Source organism: Sulfuricaulis sp., assembly GCF_041499725.1.
In the GTDB taxonomy this organism is placed as follows: domain Bacteria; phylum Pseudomonadota; class Gammaproteobacteria; order Acidiferrobacterales; family Sulfurifustaceae; genus Sulfuricaulis.
Map to the genome: position 1 here is coordinate 32,268 of NZ_JBGQKW010000001.1, position 23,190 is coordinate 55,457.

16 protein-coding genes and 2 pseudogenes are annotated in these 23,190 nt (G+C 54.1%); 5 read left to right on the forward strand and 13 right to left on the reverse strand.

What is annotated here, in order from left to right; all coding sequences use genetic code 11:
* Positions 1-9: 9 nt before the first annotated feature.
* The 3 genes and pseudogenes from ACC569_RS00155 to ACC569_RS00165 form a co-directional block, all read right to left on the reverse strand.
* Positions 10-75: pseudogene (locus ACC569_RS00155) on the reverse strand (SEC-C metal-binding domain-containing protein); the annotation flags it as partial.
* A 13-nt stretch (positions 76-88) separates the two neighbouring features.
* Positions 89-1,531 (reverse strand): tetratricopeptide repeat protein, encoded by a 1,443-nt coding sequence (locus tag ACC569_RS00160; protein WP_372521521.1) that lies wholly within the window; start codon positions 1,529-1,531, stop codon positions 89-91.
* Between the two features lie 48 nt (positions 1,532-1,579).
* Positions 1,580-1,714, reverse strand: a pseudogene (locus ACC569_RS00165) (SEC-C metal-binding domain-containing protein); the annotation flags it as partial.
* A gap of 504 nt (positions 1,715-2,218) precedes the next feature.
* On the opposite strand from ACC569_RS00165, the gene ACC569_RS00170 reads away from it, so the two are divergent.
* From ACC569_RS00170 to ACC569_RS00190, 5 genes are all read left to right on the forward strand, one after another.
* The gene (locus ACC569_RS00170; protein WP_372521455.1) at positions 2,219-3,499 is read left to right on the forward strand and encodes a VPLPA-CTERM sorting domain-containing protein; all 1,281 of its coding nucleotides are present in this window, start codon (positions 2,219-2,221) and stop codon (positions 3,497-3,499) included.
* Positions 3,500-3,953: 454 nt separating this feature from the next.
* On the forward strand, positions 3,954-5,243 hold the full coding sequence (locus tag ACC569_RS00175; RefSeq protein WP_372521456.1) for an OmpP1/FadL family transporter: 1,290 nt from the start codon (positions 3,954-3,956) through the stop codon (positions 5,241-5,243).
* Positions 5,244-5,391: 148 nt separating this feature from the next.
* The gene (locus ACC569_RS00180; protein ID WP_372521457.1) at positions 5,392-7,332 is read left to right on the forward strand and encodes an Ig-like domain-containing protein; all 1,941 of its coding nucleotides are present in this window, start codon (positions 5,392-5,394) and stop codon (positions 7,330-7,332) included.
* A 20-nt stretch (positions 7,333-7,352) separates the two neighbouring features.
* Positions 7,353-7,871 carry a type II CAAX prenyl endopeptidase Rce1 family protein gene (locus ACC569_RS00185; protein ID WP_372521458.1) on the forward strand — a complete coding sequence of 173 codons (519 nt, stop codon included), beginning with the start codon at positions 7,353-7,355 and terminating at the stop codon, positions 7,869-7,871.
* A gap of 246 nt (positions 7,872-8,117) precedes the next feature.
* Complete coding sequence (locus ACC569_RS00190) at positions 8,118-8,723, forward strand: polysaccharide biosynthesis/export family protein (protein ID WP_372521459.1); 606 nt, start codon at positions 8,118-8,120, stop codon at positions 8,721-8,723.
* 166 nt (positions 8,724-8,889) lie between these two features.
* Here ACC569_RS00190 and prsR read toward each other — a convergent pair whose 3' ends face one another.
* The 10 genes from prsR to ACC569_RS00240 form a co-directional block, all read right to left on the reverse strand.
* The gene (gene prsR / locus ACC569_RS00195) at positions 8,890-10,242 is read right to left on the reverse strand and encodes a PEP-CTERM-box response regulator transcription factor (RefSeq protein ID WP_372521460.1); all 1,353 of its coding nucleotides are present in this window, start codon (positions 10,240-10,242) and stop codon (positions 8,890-8,892) included.
* 6 nt (positions 10,243-10,248) lie between these two features.
* Entirely contained in the window at positions 10,249-12,351 is a 2,103-nt protein-coding gene (gene prsK / locus ACC569_RS00200; protein WP_372521461.1) for an XrtA/PEP-CTERM system histidine kinase PrsK, read from the reverse strand.
* Between the two features lie 663 nt (positions 12,352-13,014).
* Entirely contained in the window at positions 13,015-15,405 is a 2,391-nt protein-coding gene (locus tag ACC569_RS00205) for a tetratricopeptide repeat protein (RefSeq protein ID WP_372521462.1), read from the reverse strand.
* A gap of 358 nt (positions 15,406-15,763) precedes the next feature.
* Positions 15,764-16,369, reverse strand: a complete 606-nt coding sequence (gene cysC, locus ACC569_RS00210; RefSeq protein WP_372521463.1) for an adenylyl-sulfate kinase — start codon at positions 16,367-16,369, stop codon at positions 15,764-15,766.
* A gap of 118 nt (positions 16,370-16,487) precedes the next feature.
* Positions 16,488-18,125, reverse strand: coding sequence for a glycosyltransferase family 4 protein (locus ACC569_RS00215; protein WP_372521464.1), 1,638 nt, complete (start codon positions 18,123-18,125; stop codon positions 16,488-16,490).
* Between the two features lie 392 nt (positions 18,126-18,517).
* A complete protein-coding gene (locus ACC569_RS00220; protein ID WP_372521465.1) occupies positions 18,518-19,288 on the reverse strand; it encodes a WecB/TagA/CpsF family glycosyltransferase in 771 nt (256 codons plus the stop codon).
* Positions 19,272-19,604: a hypothetical protein gene (locus tag ACC569_RS00225; protein ID WP_372521466.1), complete on the reverse strand. Its 333-nt coding sequence runs from the start codon at positions 19,602-19,604 to the stop codon at positions 19,272-19,274. Before ACC569_RS00225 ends, ACC569_RS00220 begins: the two co-directional genes overlap by 17 nt.
* The gene (locus ACC569_RS00230; protein WP_372521467.1) at positions 19,601-20,830 is read right to left on the reverse strand and encodes a glycosyltransferase; all 1,230 of its coding nucleotides are present in this window, start codon (positions 20,828-20,830) and stop codon (positions 19,601-19,603) included. The genes ACC569_RS00225 and ACC569_RS00230 overlap by 4 nt, the downstream gene beginning before the upstream one ends.
* Positions 20,831-20,995: 165 nt before the next feature.
* Positions 20,996-21,904, reverse strand: a complete 909-nt coding sequence (locus ACC569_RS00235; RefSeq protein ID WP_372521468.1) for a glycosyltransferase family 2 protein — start codon at positions 21,902-21,904, stop codon at positions 20,996-20,998.
* Positions 21,905-22,168: 264 nt separating this feature from the next.
* On the reverse strand, positions 22,169-23,179 hold the full coding sequence (locus ACC569_RS00240; RefSeq protein WP_372521469.1) for a VirK/YbjX family protein: 1,011 nt from the start codon (positions 23,177-23,179) through the stop codon (positions 22,169-22,171).
* Between the last annotated feature and the right edge of the window lie 11 nt (positions 23,180-23,190).

A 23,190-nucleotide genomic window follows, 5' to 3' on the forward strand; every position in this document is an offset into this window, starting at 1 on the left:
CCCTTTACCTTCGCAGCAGTGTTTGAATTTTTTGCCGCTGCCGCAGGAACAAGGCCGATTGCGCCCGGATTTCATCGAGGATCTTTTTTTAAGACACGTGGGCCGAAGATGCGAAATTTTCCGGCCGCTCACCCGTTTTGACAAGTATAAACATATGTCCGGGCACGGGCTGGTCTAGGTTCTTGCGGATGTCTACATCGGCATGTTGCAACACCTGAAAACCCGAACGCTGACAGAGAGCGGTGACATACTCCGGCGAGTGAGCGTAACGCCCGGTAGTTTGCAGGGCAAAGTCCCCCGCCACCAGTGCCTCCAGAGAAAACGCGAAAACGCCGTGACGGCGCAGGACGCGCGCGCACTGCGTAAAAATCTCATCCAGCCTGCCGATATAGACAAAAACATCTGTGGCAACGGCTAGGTCAATACTCGATGGGTCGAGCGTCTCGAGAAACTCCTGCAGATCGCCCGCCACAAGCCGGTCATAGACGGATCGCGCCCGAGCCATCTCGATCATTTTCGGAGAAAGATCGACGCCGGCCAGACTTTTGCTGATATCCCGCAACTCGGGTCCCATCAGGCCTGTTCCACAGCCCAGATCAACGCTGTCAAGATCGCGACGGCCAATATCCCGGATCGCCTTGCCGATAAGTTCGGGAATGTGATATTCCAGCTTCTTGACCAGGTGTTCATCGAAGATATTCGAGTAGTGGTCGAATGTCATCCGCACATATTCCGCCGGGGCGCGATCACTGTTGATCCGTTCTACGGCATTGAGCATGTGCCGGACGACTTGGTCATTCGGACACAGCTCGAGTTCCCTGCGGTAGCATTCCGCAGCATGCATCAGATCACCCTGCGTCTGGTAAGTGAAGCCCAGATTGTGATGCAACTCTGGTGCGTCGGGATGTTCGGAGATAGCCCGGACATAATGCGCTATGGCCTCGTCGATGCGGCCCAATGCGCGCAGCGTGATTCCCATGGCGCATGCCAGCCCCCGGTCGCTGGGAGAAAATGTTGATGCCTGCCTCAAGCAACTGAGCGCCTCGTCGCCCCGATGCAGCTTGACCAGCGTTTCGCTCAATCCGAGATAGGCTTCAATAAAGCGCGGCCTGTATTTAATCGCCCGTTGGAAGTGCGTGACGGCCTCATCCGGTCTTCCGGCAACACGCAACGCCATCCCGAGGTTGCAGTGCGCCTCGGGAAAATCCGGTTGCAGTTCCAGGGCGCGCTGGGACTCGGCGATGGCCTCGTCATGCCTGTTCAGTGTGCGCAATGCTTCTCCAAGGTTGTTGTGAAAAAGAGCCGCATCCGGGTTGAGCGTGATCGCCTTGCCGATCAGGGCCAGGGCTACCTGAAGATTGCCGGTCTGACGAGCGACCATCCCGAGCAAGTGCAGTGCATCCGGATTGTTTGGCTGCGTGCGTAATATCGAGTCATAGATGGCTTGAGCTTTTCGCAATCTTCCCGCCTGATGGTGTTCGATGCCCGCCTGAATCGCGACGGCGATACTGACCGCCCTGCCATCCGGCAACGTGATGACCTCCGCGGGTGGCGATGCACGATATGGAACCGATTTGCTTTCACAACAGTGCTTGAACTTCTTTCCACTGCCACAGGGACAAGGACGATTGCGTTCAGGTTTCATTCTGGCGACGAATAATGGAAATGCGCCGCTTTGGGACGAAAACAAATGCCCATGGCCCGCGCGCGCCATATATTTTTGACTAAGTTGAACCGGGAGCTTGAAACGCTCTGGCTATGCGTCATGTTTGACCGACACGAATAGATGTCCGGGCACGGGCTGTTCTCTGTCCTTGGAGATGTCCACATCATCGCGTTAGGCGAGCCAAAAACCCACCAAGAAGCTCGGATAATCGTAACGAGCGCCTTCCACAATGAGTAGCGGCCTCCTCCAGCCTGTCCATGGCCGGAAACACCTTCACGAGGTGATTCAGATGTAAAACGCCTGTAATTTGGTTCGGCATGCAATACAAGATATCATAAATTGTCTCGGTCATTCAGAGCATCCGACTTGATGGAGCTATAACCGCTTGCATGCAATGGGCAACGGAACCACTCTGTCGGCGAGCGGCATTATCGTTTGTTAATTAACATACCTAACTATATGATTCTGTCGGATGTAGTAATATATATTTTACCCGTGGCAACCGAAAAGCGGGAAAGATAGTAAATAATTTCAGACCAGGAGGAGGATGTAATGAATAAGAAACTGCTTGGAAGATTGGTGCTATTGGCCGCAACCGCCGTGACACACTCCGCCCTCGCTGTATATCCGACCGGCTCAGGAACAAATTATATTACAACGTACGACGCGGCCCATTACGGCAACGCCGGAGCCATCACGTTCAACGACTGGGGATACACAGGACCCAACGGTTCCAGTGTCAACGATTTCGTAGTACCCGGAACCTCTGGTTTTGATCCGAACAACATCGGCCAGCGCCAAAAGGTGGTGACCTATGGCGTCAGCCAAAACCCGACAACGGGCGCGGTAACAGACAATCTTGACTGGAATACACCAGACCCTGCAAAAAGAGTCCAGGCCGATGACTTGTCGACCTTTTATAATAATTCCAGCATGGATGGGACAGTTAACTTCTACAGATGGGCTTACACCACCCCCGCCGGCAGTACCTTTAACAACATGCAAATCGACAAGGCGGGCAACTACTTCGTCGCGCGGAATGACATGAAATTCGGTTTTTATGATTACTTCCAATACCGAGACACAACCGGAGTAACCCCGAACCAGACCTCTGATACGGCCATCAACTTTCAGCCTTATGCGATTTCCGACGCCAGAGGATGGTGCGGCTCGGTACTGAACAGCAACCCCAACGGTGTTGGGATGATGGCTGGACAGGTCACTTTCGACTTCGCATTTGACGCTTATTTGGGAAACGGCCACCCTACTCCGGGCGCGGGCGGTGGCACGCAGATCGTGCCCGGGTTCATCATGCGCAGCTACGGCGATTATATCGTGAATATGGGGTCAACCCTGTTGACCTATAGGGGAAGCGCCGTGATGAACAATACCAATCCCCTTACAGGAGATCTGGACCCGAATTACCAGAACAAAGTGTCTTTCTTGGGCGGCGGCGTTGTGCCAAAAGGCGTGTGGGTGACGGCTGGCTCTTACAACCTCGATGGAACACGGAAATTGAATGCAGACAGTACTTGGCAAGTGACAGTCGCCTCTGGCACAAACCTCTGCGATCCAGCAGCCGACAAAATTCGTGCGTCAGATGGCGCCCACTGCTACCAAAACTCGTTTGCCGGCTATGGCTTCCTCATGCGAGCGGATGGCACGCGGTTGCTCTATGAGATCAACCCGACAGGTCATTCCAACTATGTCACCACCGATCCGGCCGCGTATGCTTCCATCGCCGCGGTTCCAGTCCCTGCCGCCGTGTGGCTGTTCGGTTCCGGTCTGTTCGGGCTTGCGGGATTACTGCGCAGAAAGCATAACTTACACTAGAACAATCTGGTAACTTTCGCTTGAATGAAAGGGATGCATGTTTCGGCATGGATTCCATATATCTAAGGCACAGCCAGCCAAGCCGCTCTCCCCTTTTTTATAGAGCTTTCAAAGGTATTCCTGACCAAATTCCCGGGACATGATAACTCGCACAATTCGTGCGTGGACGCAGGATTTTTGCGAGCATAACGGCCTGATCTTGACCCGCATAACTTAAATATTCAGCTTGCTTGACAACATAAATCTTGCACTGGATACTGTTAGCCGCACCGGGAAATTAAAAAATAGACAAAGCGGTTTGTTGCCGGAAATTTGCTGAAAACCCTCCATCTCCCTGCGGATGTAAATGTGTTTTTCAGAAAATTGCTGGATACAGTCAGTAAATACTGATTACACATTCCGCCGTACGATAACAATTCATTGGAAGTCACTGCCTTTAGGAGGAGTATTTAACATGACACGCTTACTCAAGCGTTCTTTAGTACTTGCGGTTCTTTCGGCACTGCCTGCCACGGCTTTGGCCACCAATGGAATGTTCATGATCGGCTACAGCGTTAAGTCGGTGGGCATGGGCGGCGTGGCCATGGCCTTTCCCCAAGATTCAATGGTCAGTGCAGTCAACCCGGCAGGCATTTCCGAAATTGGTACGCGCTTCGATGCCGAGGCAACCTTGTTTCTCCCCAGCGCTCAGGCATCACTCGGTGGCGTGAATTCAAAAAGCCGTGCGAATGAATATTTATTGCCTGGCCTGGGCCTGAATATGCAGCTGGACAACGAAACCTCATTTAACTTCAGCATGGTTGGTGCTGGTGGCGGCGGCTCTCACTACAAACAGAATTTCTACGACATCTCGGCGAATCCTCCCAACGGCACGGGAAACCCGCATACCGGAGATCTCGGCGTTGACCTCATGGTCATGCAAATGAACCCCACCATGTCGCAGAAAATCAATGACAACAACACGCTGGGCGCCACCCTCGTGCTGAGTGTCGCCCGCTTCAAAGCCTTTGGGCTCGGTAACTTCACTCAATTTACATCCTCGCAGACAGACACCAGTCTTACGGACCGTGGGCCTGAATACAGCCGCGGAATGGGTATGCGCTTCGGCTGGCTGGGCAAGCTCCCGAATATGGGGCTGACCCTCGGCGCCGCCGCAACATCCAAAATATACATGACAAAGTTCCAGAATTACTCCGAGCTGTTTGCCGAGCAGGGCGATATGGATACCCCGGCTAATCTAGGAGCGGGGTTTGCTCTGAAATTCACTCCCAAAGCGACTATCGCGATGGACGTCATACGTACGTATTACAGCAAGGTCAGATCCATCGCCAATACTGGCCCGAACCTCCCGGGTGACCCCAATGGTCTATTTCCCACGAGCAAGGCGGAAAACGGTCTGGGCGAGGATGCTGGCTTGGGATTCGGTTGGCACGATCAAACAGTATATAAACTGGGAGTAAATTACGTATACAACAGCAAGTGGACGTACCGTGCGGGATGGAACTACGGTAAGAGCCCGATTAATTCATCTCATGACATCGCATTCAACATCGTTGCGCCGGCCACAACTCAGCACCACGCCACACTCGGCACTACCTATAAGCTGGACAAACAAACGGAGGTGAACTTTGCCTATATGCATGCGTTCCCCTTCGAGCAGTCGGGGCCAACCTACATTGGCAACTCGGGAACCATAAAGATGTCGCAGGATTCCTTCGGCATAGGCGTGGGATTCTTCTTTTAATGAAAAAACACTTTGAAATTTGACCGTTAACAAACACTAGACAGATAATAAAAAATATAGCGATATCTAAACGAAAAAACTCGGGCTCGGTCTGCCCGCTTTTTTAGAATAGAAGTCACCAGCATTCTGATGTGAGGAGGTTTTGATTATGAAGAAGTTCAGTGACCAAAAATTATCCACGGCGTCGAACCTAAGGAAGCCGCTCTTCGCGGCCTTGCTGTTCGCGGGCGCTGTACAGGTTGGGGTGGCACAGGCGGTCACCTTACCCACCGGCGCCGTGCTGAATATCACCGCCGGGGCGGTAGACTCCAACAATGTATTTACCGGCGTCGGCTCCTTTTTCGGCATGGACCAGGATGGCAACAGCAAGATTGCCGCAGGCGAAAGAACCGCCATCAACAACGGTACTATGACCGGCGCGGGTTGCGTTACCGGTGTTATTTCCCTCGGGACGGGTATTCCTATCGGTTCACCTGTCTCCGCCAGCGGCAGCCATAGCAATTGCATCAATGGCACCGAGAGTGCCGCTTTCGATAAGTGGGAGTTCTTCGGCAACACCGGCATGGATTACATCCGGGTGAATGCAAGCCCCGCCCAGGCGGTTATTACCGATAACGGCGATGGCACGCTGGTCTTTAGCGGCTGGACGGTAGCCTGGAACGGCATTGCGGCGATCCCCATGAACGCGCGCGCCTGGCAACCGCTCAACTGCACCGCGGCTTGGATGAACTGCACCGGCTGGACCTTCACCGACAGCAACGCCCGGTTTCAGTGGACCCATGCTACCCCCCTAATATGGTCTAGTGCAGGTACATACATACTGGACTACGCGGCCACTGTACCGAACGGTGACCCTTCCGGATTTGGTAACGTCAAGTATTATCTGCATCTGGAGGGTACTGTCACGCTTCCTGCATTCCCCCTTGCGAACGATACCGCAACAGTAAAGACCGCGGTGCTACAAAATATCAACGTTACCACCAACGACACTCAAACAAACTATGCAATTGGTTCCAGCAGCCTTGCCATCGTCACTCCACCTTCGCATGGAACAGCAACTGCAAAAACCGATAACACTGTTGACTACACTTCGGTCGGTGGATATACCGGAACGGACACCTTTACCTACACGCTAACGAGCGGCGGCATTACTTCCGACACCGCCACGGTTACCATCACCGTGCAAGCTGTGCAGCCACCAATAACGAGTGCCGACAGCACTACGACGAATGGAATTACCCCAGCCTCCCTAAATCTCATAACCGATAATAAAGTCACCGCGGGCGATAACCCCATCAATTGGACGACCTTGGCAATTTCAACGCAAGCAAGCCACGGCACGGCGGTGGCCGGATCGAGCGGCGCGTTAACCTACACCGCTAACGCCGGTTTCTCAGGGATCGACACCTTCCAATACACCGTGATGGACACATTAGGAAATTTATCAAGTCCCGCGTCAGTAAGCATAACGGTGCGAGCGACGGATCCCGCGAGCGGAAGCGGTACGCTTGCCCCTGGCGCGATAGCAGTCGCGGCAGGGACAACAGGCGGAGGGCTTACCACGACACGAGTGGGCACCGACAGTGCGCTTGCCCAGCAATGCGTGGGTGGCTGCTTTGATTTCAACGTGACCGGCTTAGCGACTGGTGGCAGCGTGAAAGTCGTCCTCCCGCTTTCAGCACCAATTCCAGCAAACGCTGTCTATCGTAAGTTAGTCAACAGCACATGGCAGGATTTCTTAACCACAGGCGGCAATGCCATCGCCTCGGCCGCTGCGGTATCTGCTGGTATCTGCCCTGAGACCGGCTCTGCATCTTATTCTTCGGGCCTCGCCGCCGGGAACAACTGCGTCCAGCTGACTATCGTCGATGGCGGTGCGGACGACGATAACGGCTCATCAGGGGCGGTTGGTGATCCAAGCGGGGTGGGCGTGAGAGCAACAAATACGACCATAGCCTCCGCAAGCACCAGCGGTTGCAGTCTCAGCTCCAGCCAGGTCAGCCCGACCGACCGCGGCGACTGGTGGCTGGTGCTGGGCTTCGTCGCCTGGCTGGGAATGGTCATCCGGCGGCGGCAAAATCGCGCCTGACGCTAGCGCGTTTTATACCTTTGCTGAACGGCGCAGCCCTTGCGGGTTGCGCCGTTTTTTATTATCCAGGCCGCGATTATGTTCTGATCGGCCTTATGCTCTTCCTTCCCCTGCTGGATCGAGGATGGAAGCTGCCCGCGTTCCCTAGCCGTCGTGGAAACCTGATTGCTTCGTCGGGACTTGCGTTGGCAATTGCCGGCTTGCTCATCTGGCAGCCACAGTCTTTATCCTACGCCATAAGCACGCTGTTTCTGGCTGCTCTGCCCGAGGAATGGTTCTTCCGCGCCTATTTCATGACGCAGCTGGGCCAGGGCCGGTCCTCAAACCTGATCGCCTCACTGCTGTTCTCTTTATTGCATGGATTGACGCATGACTGGACCACCGCCCTGCTGGTATTCGTCCCCTCGCTGTTCTATGGCTGGCTATATCAGCGCACCCGGGATCTGTCGTTGCTGGTCCTGACCCATGCACTGTCAAACCTGGTATTTGTGCTGTTCCTCGTCACGCTTCTTGCGACTTTTCAGGGATATTTGCGGTAGAATGAGATTGGTCAAGTTCAGTAAGATGTGTTTATTTGCTGAATTCAATGCCCTTTATAGCTAAGGAAGGCCTGATTAAGTCCGTTCGTGGTGAGCCTGTCGAACCACGAATGGACGAATCGCCTCCTATTTACGTTTACTTTACGTTTACGGGATTTCCTGTTCACCCTTCGACAGGCTCAGGGCGAACGGGGGACTTATTCAGAGCTTCCCTAAAGATAATCAATCAGTAGTGAGATTTAACCAATGAAGATTTTAACGATAGCACTTTTCCTGTTTCTCGCCGCGTGCAGTTCCATGTCTTCCGTCTCTACGGCATCGGATAGCACGCCAACCGAAAAACCCGCGGAAGCCGGTGCCTCAGCAGTCGATAGTTACGTAATACAACCGGGCGATATGCTGGAAATCTCCGTATGGAAGGAAAAAGACCTGCAAAAAGAGTCGATGGTGCGACCGGACGGCGGGCTTAACTTCCCGCTCACAGGCGATATCATTGTCTCCGGTCTAACCATTGAGCAGCTTCGGAAGGAACTCACCGCCAAGCTGACAAAGTATGTGCCGGACCCTGTGGTGACGGTTTCGATCAAGCAAAGCCTGGGCAATAAAATATATGTCACCGGCAAAGTAAATAAGCCCGGGGATTACATCGTCACCCGCAATGTCGACGTCATGCAGGCGCTCAGCATGGCCGGCGGCCTGACGGCTTATGCTTCGGAGAATAAGATCAAAATCCTGCGCCGGGTGAACGGCGAGCAGAAAGTCTTTCTCTTCAAATACTCAAAGGTGGAGAAGGGAGAAGACCTGGAACAGAACATCGTGCTTCAGGGCGGCGACATAGTCGTAGTGCCGTAATTAAGGGCGCTTTTGGATAGCGCGATTCACCGTAACCCGGATGGAATGAAATGGAATCCGGGGATCAGAATGGTCTCTCGGATTCCCATGTCTGAACCGGCAGCGGGTGATCTCGGTTGAATAATTAACTTCCGGATTCCGCTACGCTTCATCCGGGCTACGTAAACTAGACCTTGAGATCAAATTTTCGGATAAGGTCGTACATTGTCGGCCGGCTGATGCCGAGCATATCCGCCGCTTGGCTTATCTTTCCGTCAGCATGACTCAAGGCACGTTGGATAGCCTGGCGTTCCGCTTCGTCGCGCACATGACGTAAGTCCAGAGGCTTCTCATCGCCTGAAGCCGTATTCAATTCCAGGTCCTTGGGCGTTATATGCTTTCCCTCCGCCATGATGACCGCCCGTTTGACCCTGTTTTTCAGTTCACGCACGTTACCGGGCCAACCGTAGGCTTCCATGGCGATCAACGCGTCTTTGCTGAAGCCGCGATGTTTTTGTCCTTGTTCGCGGTTAAAATGCTCAAGGAACATGCGCGCCAGGAGGGGAATATCCCCGCCGCGCTCGCGTAACGGCGGTATTTGAACCGCGATTTCGCCGATGCGGTAATAGAGATCCTCGCGAAACGTGCCTGAACGAATTTTCTCCTGAAGGTCCTGGTGGGTGGCGCACACCACGCGCACATCCACGGGGATTTCCTGACGCCCGCCGATGCGCTCCACCACGCGCTCTTGCAGAAAGCGCAGCAATTTAGCCTGCAACGACATCGGCAGATCGCCGACCTCGTCGAGGAACAATGTCCCGCCGTTGGCATATTCTATTTTTCCGGGGGTCTGCTTGACGGCGCCGGTAAAGGCGCCCTTTTCGTAACCGAAGAGCTCACTCTCCAGAAGATTTTCCGGAATCGCCGCGCAGTTGATGGCGATGAAGCGGTTGCTGGCCCGCGAGCTCAAATCGTGCAGCGAGCGCGCGCAAAGCTCCTTGCCCGTGCCACTGTCCCCCAGGAGCAGAATGCTGGCGCCGGATGGCGCGACTTTTTCAATCGTGCGGCATACCTTGACCATTTCCGGGCTGCAGGCCACCACGCCTTCCACCGGATGGTCGGTTTTCTGCTGCATGAGCACGCGGTTTTCCAGCTCCAGTTCGCGCAACCGGAAAGCGCGGTTAACGATCAGCCCGAGAATCTCGGGATCGATCGGCTTGTGATAAAAATCGTAGGCGCCGGATCCCACGGCGCGCACCGCATTTTCACGATCGTTCTGACCTGTCACGACGATTACCTTGGTGTCAGGACTTTGCGCCACGATTTCTTCCAGTGTAGCCAAACCTTCGCTGATGCCGTCCGCATCCGGCGGCAAACCGAGATCCAGGGTCACCACCGGCGGCTGGTGGCGTCGCAGCTGTTCCATGGCGCCGCTACGGTCTCCAGCCACGATCACCTCGTGGCGGTCGAAACACCAGCGCAACTGATCTTGCAGGCCGGGGTCGTCTTCCACCACCAGCAACTTGTTGTTTATCGGCATAACGGGTTAATGGAAATTCTGGCGGTATCTCAATGATTCAACGGCCGCCTGATATGGAAAATGGATGCGGAAAACCGTGCCTTCACCCAGCCTGCTGTCCACGTGGATATCGCCTCCCAGCGAACGCACGAACTCACGGGCCTCGTAAACACCGATACCCATCCCGGAGGCGCCTTTTGTCGTCTGAAATGGCCGGAACAACCGCACGCGAATAAAGGACTCATCCATGCCGCACCCGGTATCTTCCACCTCCACCACGGCGTGGCCATTAATCTTCTGCAGCCTGACGGTCACACGGCCATGTTCCGGCGTGGCGTCCTGGGCATTCCGAATCACATGGCCCATGACCGACGCCAGACGATCGCGATCCGCCGCGATAGTCAGATCCTTCTCCTGACATTCCAAAACCGGCACGGGCCTGGACGACTTGGCATCGCGCACGACTTCTTCCAGCAGTTTGGCCAGATTGACCTCTCGCCGAGTGTCCGTCTGCACGCCATCGCGCATGCGCGCCAACAGCCGATTCATTTTGGAAACCGAATTTTCCACGGTACTGATCACGTTTTCCATGAAGAGAGGATTGCTTTTGTGGCGCGCCGCGTTGGAAACAACCAATGACAGCTGGGAGATGAGGTTCTTGAGGTCGTGAACGACATACGTCGACAAACGGCTAAAGGTTTCGAATTGCCGGGCTTCAGCCAATGCTTGTGAGATGGCATGCTGCGCCAGATAGCTCGCCGCCTGGCTGCCGCTGGTTTTGAGCAGATCGGAGTCCTCCCAGTTAAAGTCCCTGTGGCTCGCCGACGCCCGCGCCAGCACCACAAAACCCAGCAGGCTCTCCTGCAAAATCAGCGGCGATATCAACCAGGCATTGGGCGCGGTTTTGAGCCAGTCCGGCATTTCCAGGTCGCCGAGACTCCGATAAAGTCCGGGATCGCGCTGATACTCGTCCAGATTGATGACCCACTTTTGAATCTCGAGAAACCGCACCAGAGAACTGTCCGCCGGCTCGCTGGCTGAAACAGGCAGATCCATGTTCCAGCGCGCGGCGGGCTCGAACTTGCCGTCATCGCGCCGCACCCATAGCACGCCACCAGGGCAATCGATCATCTGCGCTATCGCACGAATGACGCGTTCCGGCAACGGGATATTCTGATCGCTCGACGACAGCGTGCGGATAAACCGCAGCCATTCCTCTCGGTAATCGTATTTGTAATGGAAGAAATGTTTGTTGATAAAAACACGCAAACGGGCGCGAAGCGGTCCGGAAAACAGCAAAATCAGCAAAATCAGTACCGCACCGAACAGGAAAATGGTCTGCGCCACCACGCCCCATGTTCCGCCATAGTCGCGGACGTAGTAGCCGCCCACGGCCATGGCCAAAAGATATATGCCGCTGCCAAGAAGCGCGGAAGTATGAAAAACAACTCTTCGGGAAATGAAGACGCGCGGTGACCATTGCGGATTCCTGGCCAGCGATATGCCTATCACCGGCACCACGAGCGCGTTGACAAACCCGCGTGCCTCCCATAACGCCGGGTCGATACGCTGGAACAGGAGCGCGTCCGAATACAGGTAAAAGTCATAGACGAACATGCCGCCTATGCCGAGGCACAGATACTTGATAGCACGGAGCAGATCGACCGGAGTATTGCGAAGAATCTGCTCGAGAAGCACCAAGCCAACCACCGCCAGGAGAAGATGTCCCGCCAGCGCATAATCGAACCCGACAATAAACGACAGACTCAAACCACCAAAATAGCGGTAAAGCGCCAAAAGCATGGTCACCGCGGTAAAAGCGTAGATGGCATGTCGCGCGGTTCGCAATCCGGTGGACATTACCTTGCTGCCATCCGCGCGCGCATTGAGCATGTGCAGCAGGAACGCCAGCCAGGAAAGATCGCGCAGGAGTTCCAAAAGCTGGGTGATAATGAGAGTGGTATCGAATGCCGCTTGCAGCGCCGCTGCTGCAGCCCATATCCCACTGGCGGCTGAAGCCAACGCTAGAAAGCGCTTGAACGATACACCGGAGCGCCCTGCCAGCAGCACCAGCAACAAGGCGAAGAAAAATACCGCGGACGTCGTGTAACCAATAGCGCCAATAATCATGTTGCAGTCATATCCGGCCGGTAAAAGACAATCGCAAACGTGCCTTTGTCACGATTTTCTCCATCACGCTCGTTTGACGCATCATTTCGCAATGCCAACAGTCCGCATGGTCAGACTATCTGAATACACCGCATATAGGCTGCCAACAGGTCTCCAACGCCATTCAACTCGAGCCAGCGAAGCAGAACAGAACATGGGGTACCGCATAAACCGCACTCGGAGGGGCCTCCTGCCTTCCTCTACTACCGCCGGACCCGAGCATGTCCGGATTAAGCAAATTGCCTGTATGAATATCGTGGGCTGCAAACAACTCATTTCCTAAACCGCCTTAAATTTAATGATACAGGAAAATGCAAACTAAAGGGCAAAGTACAAGATTGCTACGTAACTCCCTGCATTTTCAAGCAAAAATCCATTAGCACCTTCTGATGTACGTTACCTCCCCTTTGAAGAGGGAGAGTTAGGATGTGGGTGTAAAGGCACAAGTCTCATTGATGTCGTGTGTCCCCTACTGTTTCCCAGCCAGGGGCGTGAGAAAAACGCACGCGCCGTTGGGGGGGGTCACTGGTCCTTACCGTCTTTCAGCCTCACCTCACATTCGAGGGGGAAGGAACGTGAAAACACCCGACTCAACTGTTTACGGCCTTTCCGCGGAGCTACTTTTCAAGGCAACTGTTGCAATACCGCACGCGCCTCGTCAGCACCCGCGAAGTTGATCTTACTTTCCAAGGCCTTGGCCAAATGGGTCTTGGCAGCAGTCACGTTGCCCTTCTTGTTATAAGCCATGCCCAAGTGGTATTGGAAAATAGAAATAGCCGGCGCTTGTTTCACGACATCTTCGAGAAGCGCGACCGCTTTATCCGTCTCACCGGACTTGTAATACACCCAACCCAGCGTATCGCGGAAAGCCGGCTGCGGCGATGATTCGAAACGCTGAGCCAGGACCTTGGCACGGTTGAGGCTGTCAGCATCTCCCTTTTGATCAGTGAGCAATGACGCAAGATTATTGGCCGCAATTTCAAAACTTGGATTTTTCTGCAATATGCGATCATACGTCGCAATGGCCTTGATGAAATCATGGGTTCTTTCGTACGTCTCGGCAAGGTGAAAAAGCAATTGGCCGTCGTCAGGAATAGCCTGCAATCCTTGTTGATATACTTCTTCCGCGGCGGGGAAATTACCGCGCACAAGATAAAGATTCGCCAGGTTCCTGTAGGGTGTATTCCATTTCGGATTGGACTTGATCGCTTCGCGCAACTCCTTTTCCGCGTCAGGATATTGTTTTTTAATGATGTAAACTTCTGCGAGTAGCTCATGCGCGAAAGGATGATTTGGCGTCTCCTTCAGAATCCCCGCAAGTCGCTCGATGGCCCGCTCGGGTTTCTTCTGCGCGAGATTGGCGCTTATTATCGACGAGAGGGGCTGAAAAGTATCCGTCGATATTTTCAACGCCTGCTCGAATTCGCGGATGGCATTGTCATATTTCTTCTGCGTCATATAGAACTGTCCCGTCTGTAAATACCCGATGGGATTATTCGGATGAGCGTCTTTTATATTTGTCAATACCGCCTGCAATCCTTTTGTATCCCGCTTGGCAGATAAAAGTTCTGCCTTTGCCAAGAGGACGTCAATATCCTTTGGCGCTATCTTGATGGCTTCATTTATCTGTTTAAGAGCACCATCATAGTCTCCGCTCCTCGCGAGATATTGAGCTAACGGGAGTCTCGCCTTGGCATTTTGCGGGTTTAACTCAACGGCTTTAGACAGGCTTTCCTTGGCAAGCTCGATTTCCTTGTTCATCATGTGAGCGTCGGCGAGGAGAGCCAGAACATCCACCGAAGCCGGCTGGTCGTGCAGGACCGTTCTGAAACTGGCTATAGCATCCTGTGATTTTCCCTTCAGCATCGCCAGCTTTCCCTGGATAATGAGCGCATCATTATCACGCGGATTCTCTTTCAGCACCTCATTGACAAGTTTCTCTGGCTCAGCCTGTTGTCCTTGTTTGAGCAGCATATCGGCCAATTTGTCCCTGGCCGCCAAACCGTCCGGCCCTGTGCCATCCATATCGATGACATCTTTATAAACACCCGTCATCTTGTCTTTTGATCCGGTCTGTTCATAGAGCTTAGCCAGGCCAAAACGAAGTTTATAAAGCTTGGGGTTGGCCTTGATAGCCGCCAGCATTTCAGTTTCAGCCTGAGTGAGCCCTTTCCTGGCCGCCAGGAAATCCGCAAGGAGCAGATAACGATCTGTATCCTTGGGATCTGCCTGAATAGCATCGCGCAAGGTTTTCTCGGCTTTATCAGCCTGATTAAACTGTGAATAGAGGGAGGCAAGCATTACTCGGTGTTGCAATTTCTCAGGCTCAATACGGATAATTTCCTCCATAAGTTGCTCGGCTTTTTCGTTCTCTTTCTTTTCGATATAGATCCGGGCCAGGGATACATGGAATTGAAGATTTTTCGGATTTGCCGCTATCCCTTTTTTTAGAACTTCCGCGGCCTTATCCAGGTTTCCGTGGCTAATATAAAGCGAGGCCAGGAGGTCGGCGACATCCGACGAAGATGGGTTCGCCGCCATCAGCTCTTCAGCTTTCTGCAGCGCGCCCTTGACATCTCCTTTTCTGGCTACGATGGCCACCTTAAGGATCTTGCCCACGATATTATCGGGCTCCTTGGCCAGAATTTTGTCCACCATTTCTGTCGCTTTATCAGCGTCTCCCGAGAGGAGATACAGGCGCGCAAGCTTTCCGCGCGCGGCGATATGGTCAGGATTAAGCTCTACCGCTTTGGAATAATTTCCGAAAGCGCGTTCCCAATTTTGCTTTTTCTCTTCTATCTGGCCGATCAGATAGTAAGCCTCCGCATATTTGGGATCTATCTGCAGAACATTTTTGAGTTCCACCATGGCCTTGTCATAATTCTGCTGCTCCAGGTAGTCCTTGCCTTTGGCCAGATATTTGGCCTTGCGCTGTTCTGCCCCACCGCACCCTGCCGCAATCAGTGCCGCTAGACACAACACAGTTATCAGTACGATTATCTTCAACGATTTCATTACTCTTCCTCAGTCAAAATCAATCATGTTGCGGATGATATTACTTTACTACGGCGCCAATTACGCATTACTCTCCCCTGCAATGGGGCGCCATTATATAGTCTTTACCTCCAGATTGAGACAACTGATCATCCGCTGAGCCACTGAAAGGTGCGCAGCACCACGGCGATGAACCCAAGGTAGCCACGCCTCGTGCGGCGTAAACTGCTGTGGCGAGACGCCTTGGTTTTTCCCGTCGCGCCACACGACCGAGGCCTGCCGGCGGCGAAGACCGGAGGCAGGATCTCGCGTCGTGAACGAAGACGCGAGGCGACTGTAAGTCCCGCTGCACATACCAGGGGTCGGCGCACGCTGGAAATCATTTGCCGATTATTCCTCGTTGTGACAGCAATACCATAACCTTGCCGGCACATTCATCCAAAGAACAAACATTTGTGTCCAGAACCAATTCAGGCTTTTCAGGTGCTTCATAAGGAGAAGAAATGCCCGTGAATTCCTTGATTTTCCCTGACTTGGCTTGTTGGTAAAGTCCTTTAACATCCCTGTCTTCGCACACCCCCAAGGGGCAGCGGCAGTAGATTTCAATAAAATCATCTACACCTACCAGGGAACGTACCCGCTCACGGTCTATGCGGACAGGAGAGATGAAGGCAGTCAATACGATAATTCCCGTCTCCACGAAAAGCTTGACCATTTCGCCGATGCGGCGGATATTTTCAGTTCTGTCCTTTGGAGAAAATCCAAGATCCCCGCAGAGTCCATGCCTAACATTATCTCCATCCAGCACAAAGGTATGGCAACCTAATCGATGGAGCTGTTCTTCAACGGCATGTGCGATGGTAGATTTCCCGGCTCCCGATAAGCCCGTGAACCACAGGATCGCGCCTTTGTGTCGATTTAACTGCTCCCGGCGCGACCTGGTTACCGTGGCATGATGCCAAACAACATTATTGCTATTTTTCATGAATCGTAAAAATGAATTTTAAGTGAGGGGCGCACTCTAGTCCAAAACAGGAATGAGATGCCGGATCATCCGCGGGTGCAGAGTTCGGAATAAAGTCTCCTGCCTCTCATCTGCATCTTTAGTAAATCAAACCCTTGAACGCAATGATGCACAGCGATAACAGGACAGGAAAATTAAACACTTGTTGTTTATTTCGTGCATACGTAAAGATAAGCTCACAGCCATAAAAAAGGATGACCAGCTTGATTACCATGGGGCCTAAATAAGCATTGTCCGGTAAATTATGCAATAGGAATCCTGCAAAGAGAACCATAAATATGACGAGATAATCCAGGGGCGTGGTTTTGAATTCAGTCTTGCGGCTATAACGCACAATAATACCAATGGTCACGGCCAAAACTGAAAAATAGAACGGTTCCATGGTATTCAGCAATGAAGCCCAACTGCCGACATATTTTGTTTCCAGATAAACGACAAATGCCGCTGTTACGTAACTAACCGCTTGCATGACTATGGAATCATTCCTTCCGCGTAAAAACGTATATACCAGGAATATCAGGGCAAGCACGGCTGATACAGTGCCGATGTCACGCGGGACATCGTTAGCCAAGATGCTGACAATGACAAACAGCAACGGTATCGACACGGTCACAAGACCGATCGGCAATGTCTCAAATAGTTTGTTATTTTTTACTGCCTGGATGACCGTTGTTAATCTGGAGTCAAATTTCGAATTGTGTGCTCGCCACCGCCCGCGTTCTGCGGCTATCAAAAACCCAAATACGGCGACACTAGCGACTGCATAAACAGCCAGTATCAGCAGGTCTGGCTCATAGGGGAACATTATCGCGCAAGCGACAAGCACGATCTGGACCGAATATATAATGACCACCGCCTCGTAGTGATCGAAACCCAGTTGCAGCAATCGGTGATGGATATGATTTCTCGATGCACGAAACCAGTTCATGCCGTGATAAACGCGTTGTACAAACACGGCCAGAATATCGATAATCGGCAGCCCGAGGATCAGGGCGGGGAGCGCGGGACTAAGCGCGGGATTGATCTTCTCCATCAAGTACACGGTCAGAAAACCCGAAGTAAAGCCTAGAAATTGACTGCCTCCGTCCCCCATGAAAACTCTTGCCGGGTGCGTGTTATATCGCAGGAAACCTAAAATGCCCCCTATCGTCGCCAGAGCGATGAGTATGGCTATATTTCGTGCCGCGCCCTCATCAACCAAGTATGCCAAGTAAGCAATGGCGCTCAAGCACAGCAACGACATCCCGCCCGCCAAGCCATCCAGCCCGTCAGAATGGTTCAGCGCATTGATCACACCAACCATGGCAAACACCGTGAAAGGCTTGCCGATAGTTGCGGTAAGCTCGGCATCTAAAAGGGGCAGGTGCGTAACATAAAGATCGCCGTAGTAGACAACGACGATTACGGCGAGGAACTGACCGACAAATTTGACATAGTGCCCCAGCTCGCAAGCATCGTCCCAAACACCGAATGCCAGCAGCACCAACGAACCGAACAAATAGGCATACAGCAGATCGTTCATGGGCAACCAAAGCGCGATCGGAACCAGCGCCCCGAGCACGATACCTATTCCGCCGGTGCGCGCGATGGGCACCGCGTGAACCTTGCGCGGATCAGGCTGGTCCACCATTCCGATTCGTGGCGCCAGTCGGATCATCACGGGGATGACCGCCATGCTGATAACCAGCGCCGTTAATAGCGCAAACAGAAAACTCAAGAAACTCTCCCATGAATCATGTTTGGGAATCCGTCAAATGCACGGCGGCCATTACACATACATCGGCAATATCTAAAAGCCTCTGTTGAAAATTGAGCGGGTAACCGTAGAGCAGCGTAGCTGCTGGGAGCCGGTCTGACCACCATGTTTGAAAAGATATCTGAGACTGCCCTGGGTATTGCCACATCGTGGTATGTGCGCAAAACGCGCGGTTAAGGCCGGCTCGCCAAGATTCGCGCCGTGATTTTCCTGCTCGCCGGCAAACTCGACTTCTCGAGACTCAACCCGCATGCAAGCTATCCACCCACTTGAAATTCAACGGAGCCCCCAAAACAAATTCGGGCCGCCCGGATTCGGCGACCCCCTAAATCAATCTGCGACTAAACGCGTGATTACATCGGTTGTTGGTTGTTGGAAAAAGGCGGCTTATACAAGCCCAGCCGCTGCTTGATCAGCAGATAAAAGAACGGCAAATCGCGAACCAGGTAACGCTGCCACATTCTGCCCGGTTCCTTGGCCAGGCGATAAAGCCATTCCAGTCCACAGCGGCTCATCCAGCGAGGCGCACGGCTTACTGTCCCCGCCTCAAAATCAAGCGTGGCGCCCAGCGCCATGAAGGTGTGGATGCCCGGCATGCGCGCACGGTATTTTGAGATCCAGATCTCCTGCTTCGGAGCGCCCAACCCTACGACCAGCACGTTAGCGCCGGAATTGTTGATCATGCCGATGGCCGCTTCGCACTCCACCGCGTTTGTGGCGAAGCTCATGGTAGGGGAATGGGCGCCTGTCACGATTTCACGGCCAACCTTTGCGTTGACATTGCGGGCGGCCCGCTGTGCTACTCCAGCCCTTCCCCCCAGCAGGAAGATGCGAATGCTTGGATTATTCTTGTGGAAATTGTAATACGCGGTGAAGAAATCGGAGCCGGATACCTTTTCCTTGACAGGGTGGCCAAGGAATTTGGTTGCCCAATACACGATCTGGCTGTCTACCGTCACAAAATCGGCCTGTCGATAGACATCAAAAAAATCACGATTTTTCTGCAATTGAACCAAGTGGTCGACGTTCGGCGTGACGAGTAACCCGCGAGTAAACGATCGCAGCAATTCATTCACTGAGATATTATCTACTTCGATGTTTAAAATCTTAACGCGGTTCTTCATGGAATGCCAGAGCCGAGCCTCCCTCGGTATTGAGTTTTTGACAGGCCCTCTCGGCCATCTTCCTCAGGGTAACCGAAAAAACACATCGGCATGAGCAGCCGGTCTCTGAGCTGAGGGAAAATGGAGCCGAGGGTTGGGCAATCACGGCCGCCTCGTCGTGGGCCGGAATCAGGATACCTACCGGGAAACGCCTGCTCTGCGGCAAAGGCCTGGGCCGGTAGGCGGGCAGGGCCATGAGCACTTGAACCAACAGCACCGTTACCGGCACCAGAATCAACACCGCAAGCGTTCCCAGAATGGCCGACAGCGCCGTCATGCAGGTGACGCTCCATCGATACATGCTTCCCGGAAGAGCGCCGCAAGCTTCGCCGCTTCGGTGTCAATGGAATGTCGCTCCAACACAAGCCGGTAGCCTGTCTCTGCCATGCGCTCCAGGACATCGACGGACGTAGCCAGGAACGTTTCCATTGTCACTGCCAATTCATTTACCGAGCCTGCCGGAAAGAGCCATCCCGTCTCTCCAGGGCGCACCAGCTCCGGGATACCGGCCACATACGTGGTCAGCACCGGCCGGCGCAGGGCCATGGTTTCCATAATCACCACCGGCAACCCCTCGGCGAAACTGGGCAGCACCAGCCCCCTCGCCGCGAGAATTTCCTCCCGCACTTGATCGCTGCTGATCCAACCCGTAATTCGCACTCGATTCTCCAGCGCATACCGCCGGATCAGGCTTTCCACTTCAGCCCGCATTTCGCCATCGCCGGCGAGCACCAGCTCGAAGCCGATCCCTTTCTGCGCTAGGCGATGCGCCGCCTCCACCAGGAGTAGCTGTCCCTTCTGCTCGCACAGGCGGCCGACGCAGACGAGGCGCGGCGTCAGCGGCAACGGCATCGGCGGAACGGAGTGAAACGCGGTTTCCAGACCGCAGCGGACTACTTTAATCTTGGGCCAATGGGAATGATCGATCCAGCGATAGAGCTGACTGCGCCCAAACGAACTGACCGCCACAACAAATGCCGATCTGCGAATCTTCTCTCCCAGCCCCAGGGAAAGCGGCCTGTCGAATTCTTCCGGCCCATGCACGGTGAAACTGTAGGTTGGTCCGCCCAGGGCATGGGCCAGCATAGCTACTTCAGCCGCATTGGTTCCGAAATGGACATGAACATGGCTGGCCCCATAGGCCTTCAGCCAGAACAGTATGCGGCAGGCCTCGAGCAGATAGATCAGGTGGTAGGGCAGAGGGCGATCCGCTCGCCATCCCATCTTCAGGGCCAGGCCCAGGGCCGAAAAGAATCGGCCCGGCGCGGTCGCACAGGCGCGCAGCATGGATAGCATCAGAACCGGCGCTCCTTGCTGCAATACATACCGTGTCCGAGCCTGCTCAGCGCGGTCTTCCACGTCCACCAGTTTGGCGTCCCAGCCGCGCAGGGCGATGCGCTGCACTTCGATGCCCTGCCGTTCGAGGGCAAGGATTTCCCGACGGATGAAGCTGTGGCTCACTTTTGGATATTGATTGACGAAATAGGCGATGCGTAAGTTCATGACCGTTTTTTTGACACGCCTTTTCGATGGGCGATGAGTCCAGCGTTGTCGACCCCATCAGTTAGCATGATGACGGCCATAGTTGATTGTATCTTGCGGGAGGATCGCTGTGATTTCCCACGAAACGCAGATGCGCCCTCTCGTCAGATACCATGGTCAATGCAATCACATTCTGCCTTTCGGACTGCTCAGCTCTTCGAGCGCGCGCCTCTTGCCTACGAGCAACGCGCGCCTCTGATAGCGCCGCAGGAACGCGATGAACTCCTTGTCATGGTAACGCGGCTTGCGTTGCAGCGCACTCTTGATCCAGCCCCAGAGCATCGCCGCACTGCCGAACAGATAAGGCTTCTGGTTGATTCTCGACACCGCGCTGGCCAGCATGTACCAGAAGCCCGTACCCATGAAGTACTGGCCGTAGCCGTGCCGCACGCGACCGGCATAGATACCTTGCTGGCTCGAGCCCATCGGGCGCAGGTGAACGAATCGAAGCTCCGGCTCGTTCCAGCTGCATGCGATCCAGCCCTTCATGCGGCACTGATGACAGTCGATTCCGTCCCACATTACCTCGCGCACGAAGCCGCCGATCTCCTTGAAGCACGAGACGCGGTAGAACTTCGTCATGCCAAGCGACGTTTCGTCGCCGTGGCGTTCGTACACCAGTTTGCCGTGTTCTTCGATGTAGGCCTTGCCGCTACAGGTGGCGATGAGCGGGTTCGCCACCATGCGTTCGATCAGGATCTCGAAGTAGCACGGCGGCAGCCGCAGGTCGAGGTCGAGCTTGCACAGGTATTCGCAGTCGTCCGGATCGATGGCAGCGTAACCCGCGTAAAACGCGTCGATGACGCCCGGCCCCACCGCGCGATGACCACGATCCTTGCGTTCGACGATCTCGATCCAATCATGCTTCGCCGTGTATTCCGCGAGGATCTTGCCCGTATCGTCCGTCGAACCGTCGTTGACGATGATCCAACGGGTCGGCCGAACCGATTGGGCAACCACGCTGTCGAGCGTCTGCCGCATGTAGTCCGCTTCGTTGCGGCATGGTGAAATCAGTACGTACCGTTTGCTCGTCATCACATCGTGTCCTGATTTTTTGTTCGGTCGGAATGGGCGTTCGCGAGGCTTCAGCGCTCTGCTCTGGTAACTCGCGCTAACCGCCGAATTCCTTTGGCGCCATCATGTCCAAAACGGTGGCCTGGCCCTTCCGCGACGCGGCGGTACCAGTCACCGTTGCTGCATACATTGAAGGCGAAAACGGTCGGAGCTTGGGTGATTTTCATTCTGGGCTTCAGTGCAATAACGAAGCGGGACTTAAGTAGGAGCAGACTTGAGACGCCCTCATTTATCGGAGACTGGACGGGTTTCGGAGTTGTCCGCCGACGCCCGGTCCGAGGGGGGCACCGAAGGGAATGTTCCGTTTGGCGTTGCCGCCCGCGCAGATCCATTGTGCGTGCCAGTGATGCCGGCCCGCAACCGGGAGGACAGCGTCGCGAGCATCTCATATCGCCGCCGATACATCGTACGTTTCTTGGACGGCACGTCGTCGATATTCTTGAGCGTCGGGTTAACCCGAAGGCAGAAGAAGTCGTCTCCGTGGGGCACGCCACCACGCTCGATCCAGACTTCGTCATAGTTGGCTAACAGCAATTCGGCCTTGCTTGCGTTGAAGAAAGAACTTCGGTGATGCCGGCTGGCGTCGCGGACCGCGAGGATGCGCACAACGCCGAGCGATTGGACCAGCATGCGGAAGACCTCGATCAGAAAGTCTCTCGGACGCATTCCGAACAGGATTTTCGTGAACTCCTTGTATTTTTCGAGCATGCCATCGCGCTGAACGCCTTGAATGGCGCCGATGTAGGCGACGCGCTCGTCAGCCTCAACACCAAGACTGAAGGCCAGAGAGAAGATCCGGTCTTGGTAGCTGAACAGGTTGATGGCCAGCTGACCCTCGCGAATAAACCACTGGGGTCTGTCGACGATAATGTGCAGCCCCGGGAGCAAATCATTGAGGTCAAGCAATTCAAACGAGCTGGGTGCCGAAAAAGTGAACCGCCCGCGAAGTTCGTCAATGACTTCGTAGTGTTTGATCACGTTGCTAATTCTTCGGTCTGCGCCCCAGCTATTGCAGATATAGGGCCAGGCAATCACACCAACGATTTCCGGACGAAGGGCAATTTCGGCCTCGAGTGCGCCGCCTTGGGGTGGCTCGATAAAAGGCGCAACATCACGGCGGTGCAGGACTGCAAGTTTGGTGAAATTGACGCGCTGCATAAAGCGCCGGATGCCGGTCCCGGCGGCAACGTAGCGCGAGTTGCGCCAAGCCCAGCTGATGAATCGAAGCATGTTCATCTTTCTGTCCG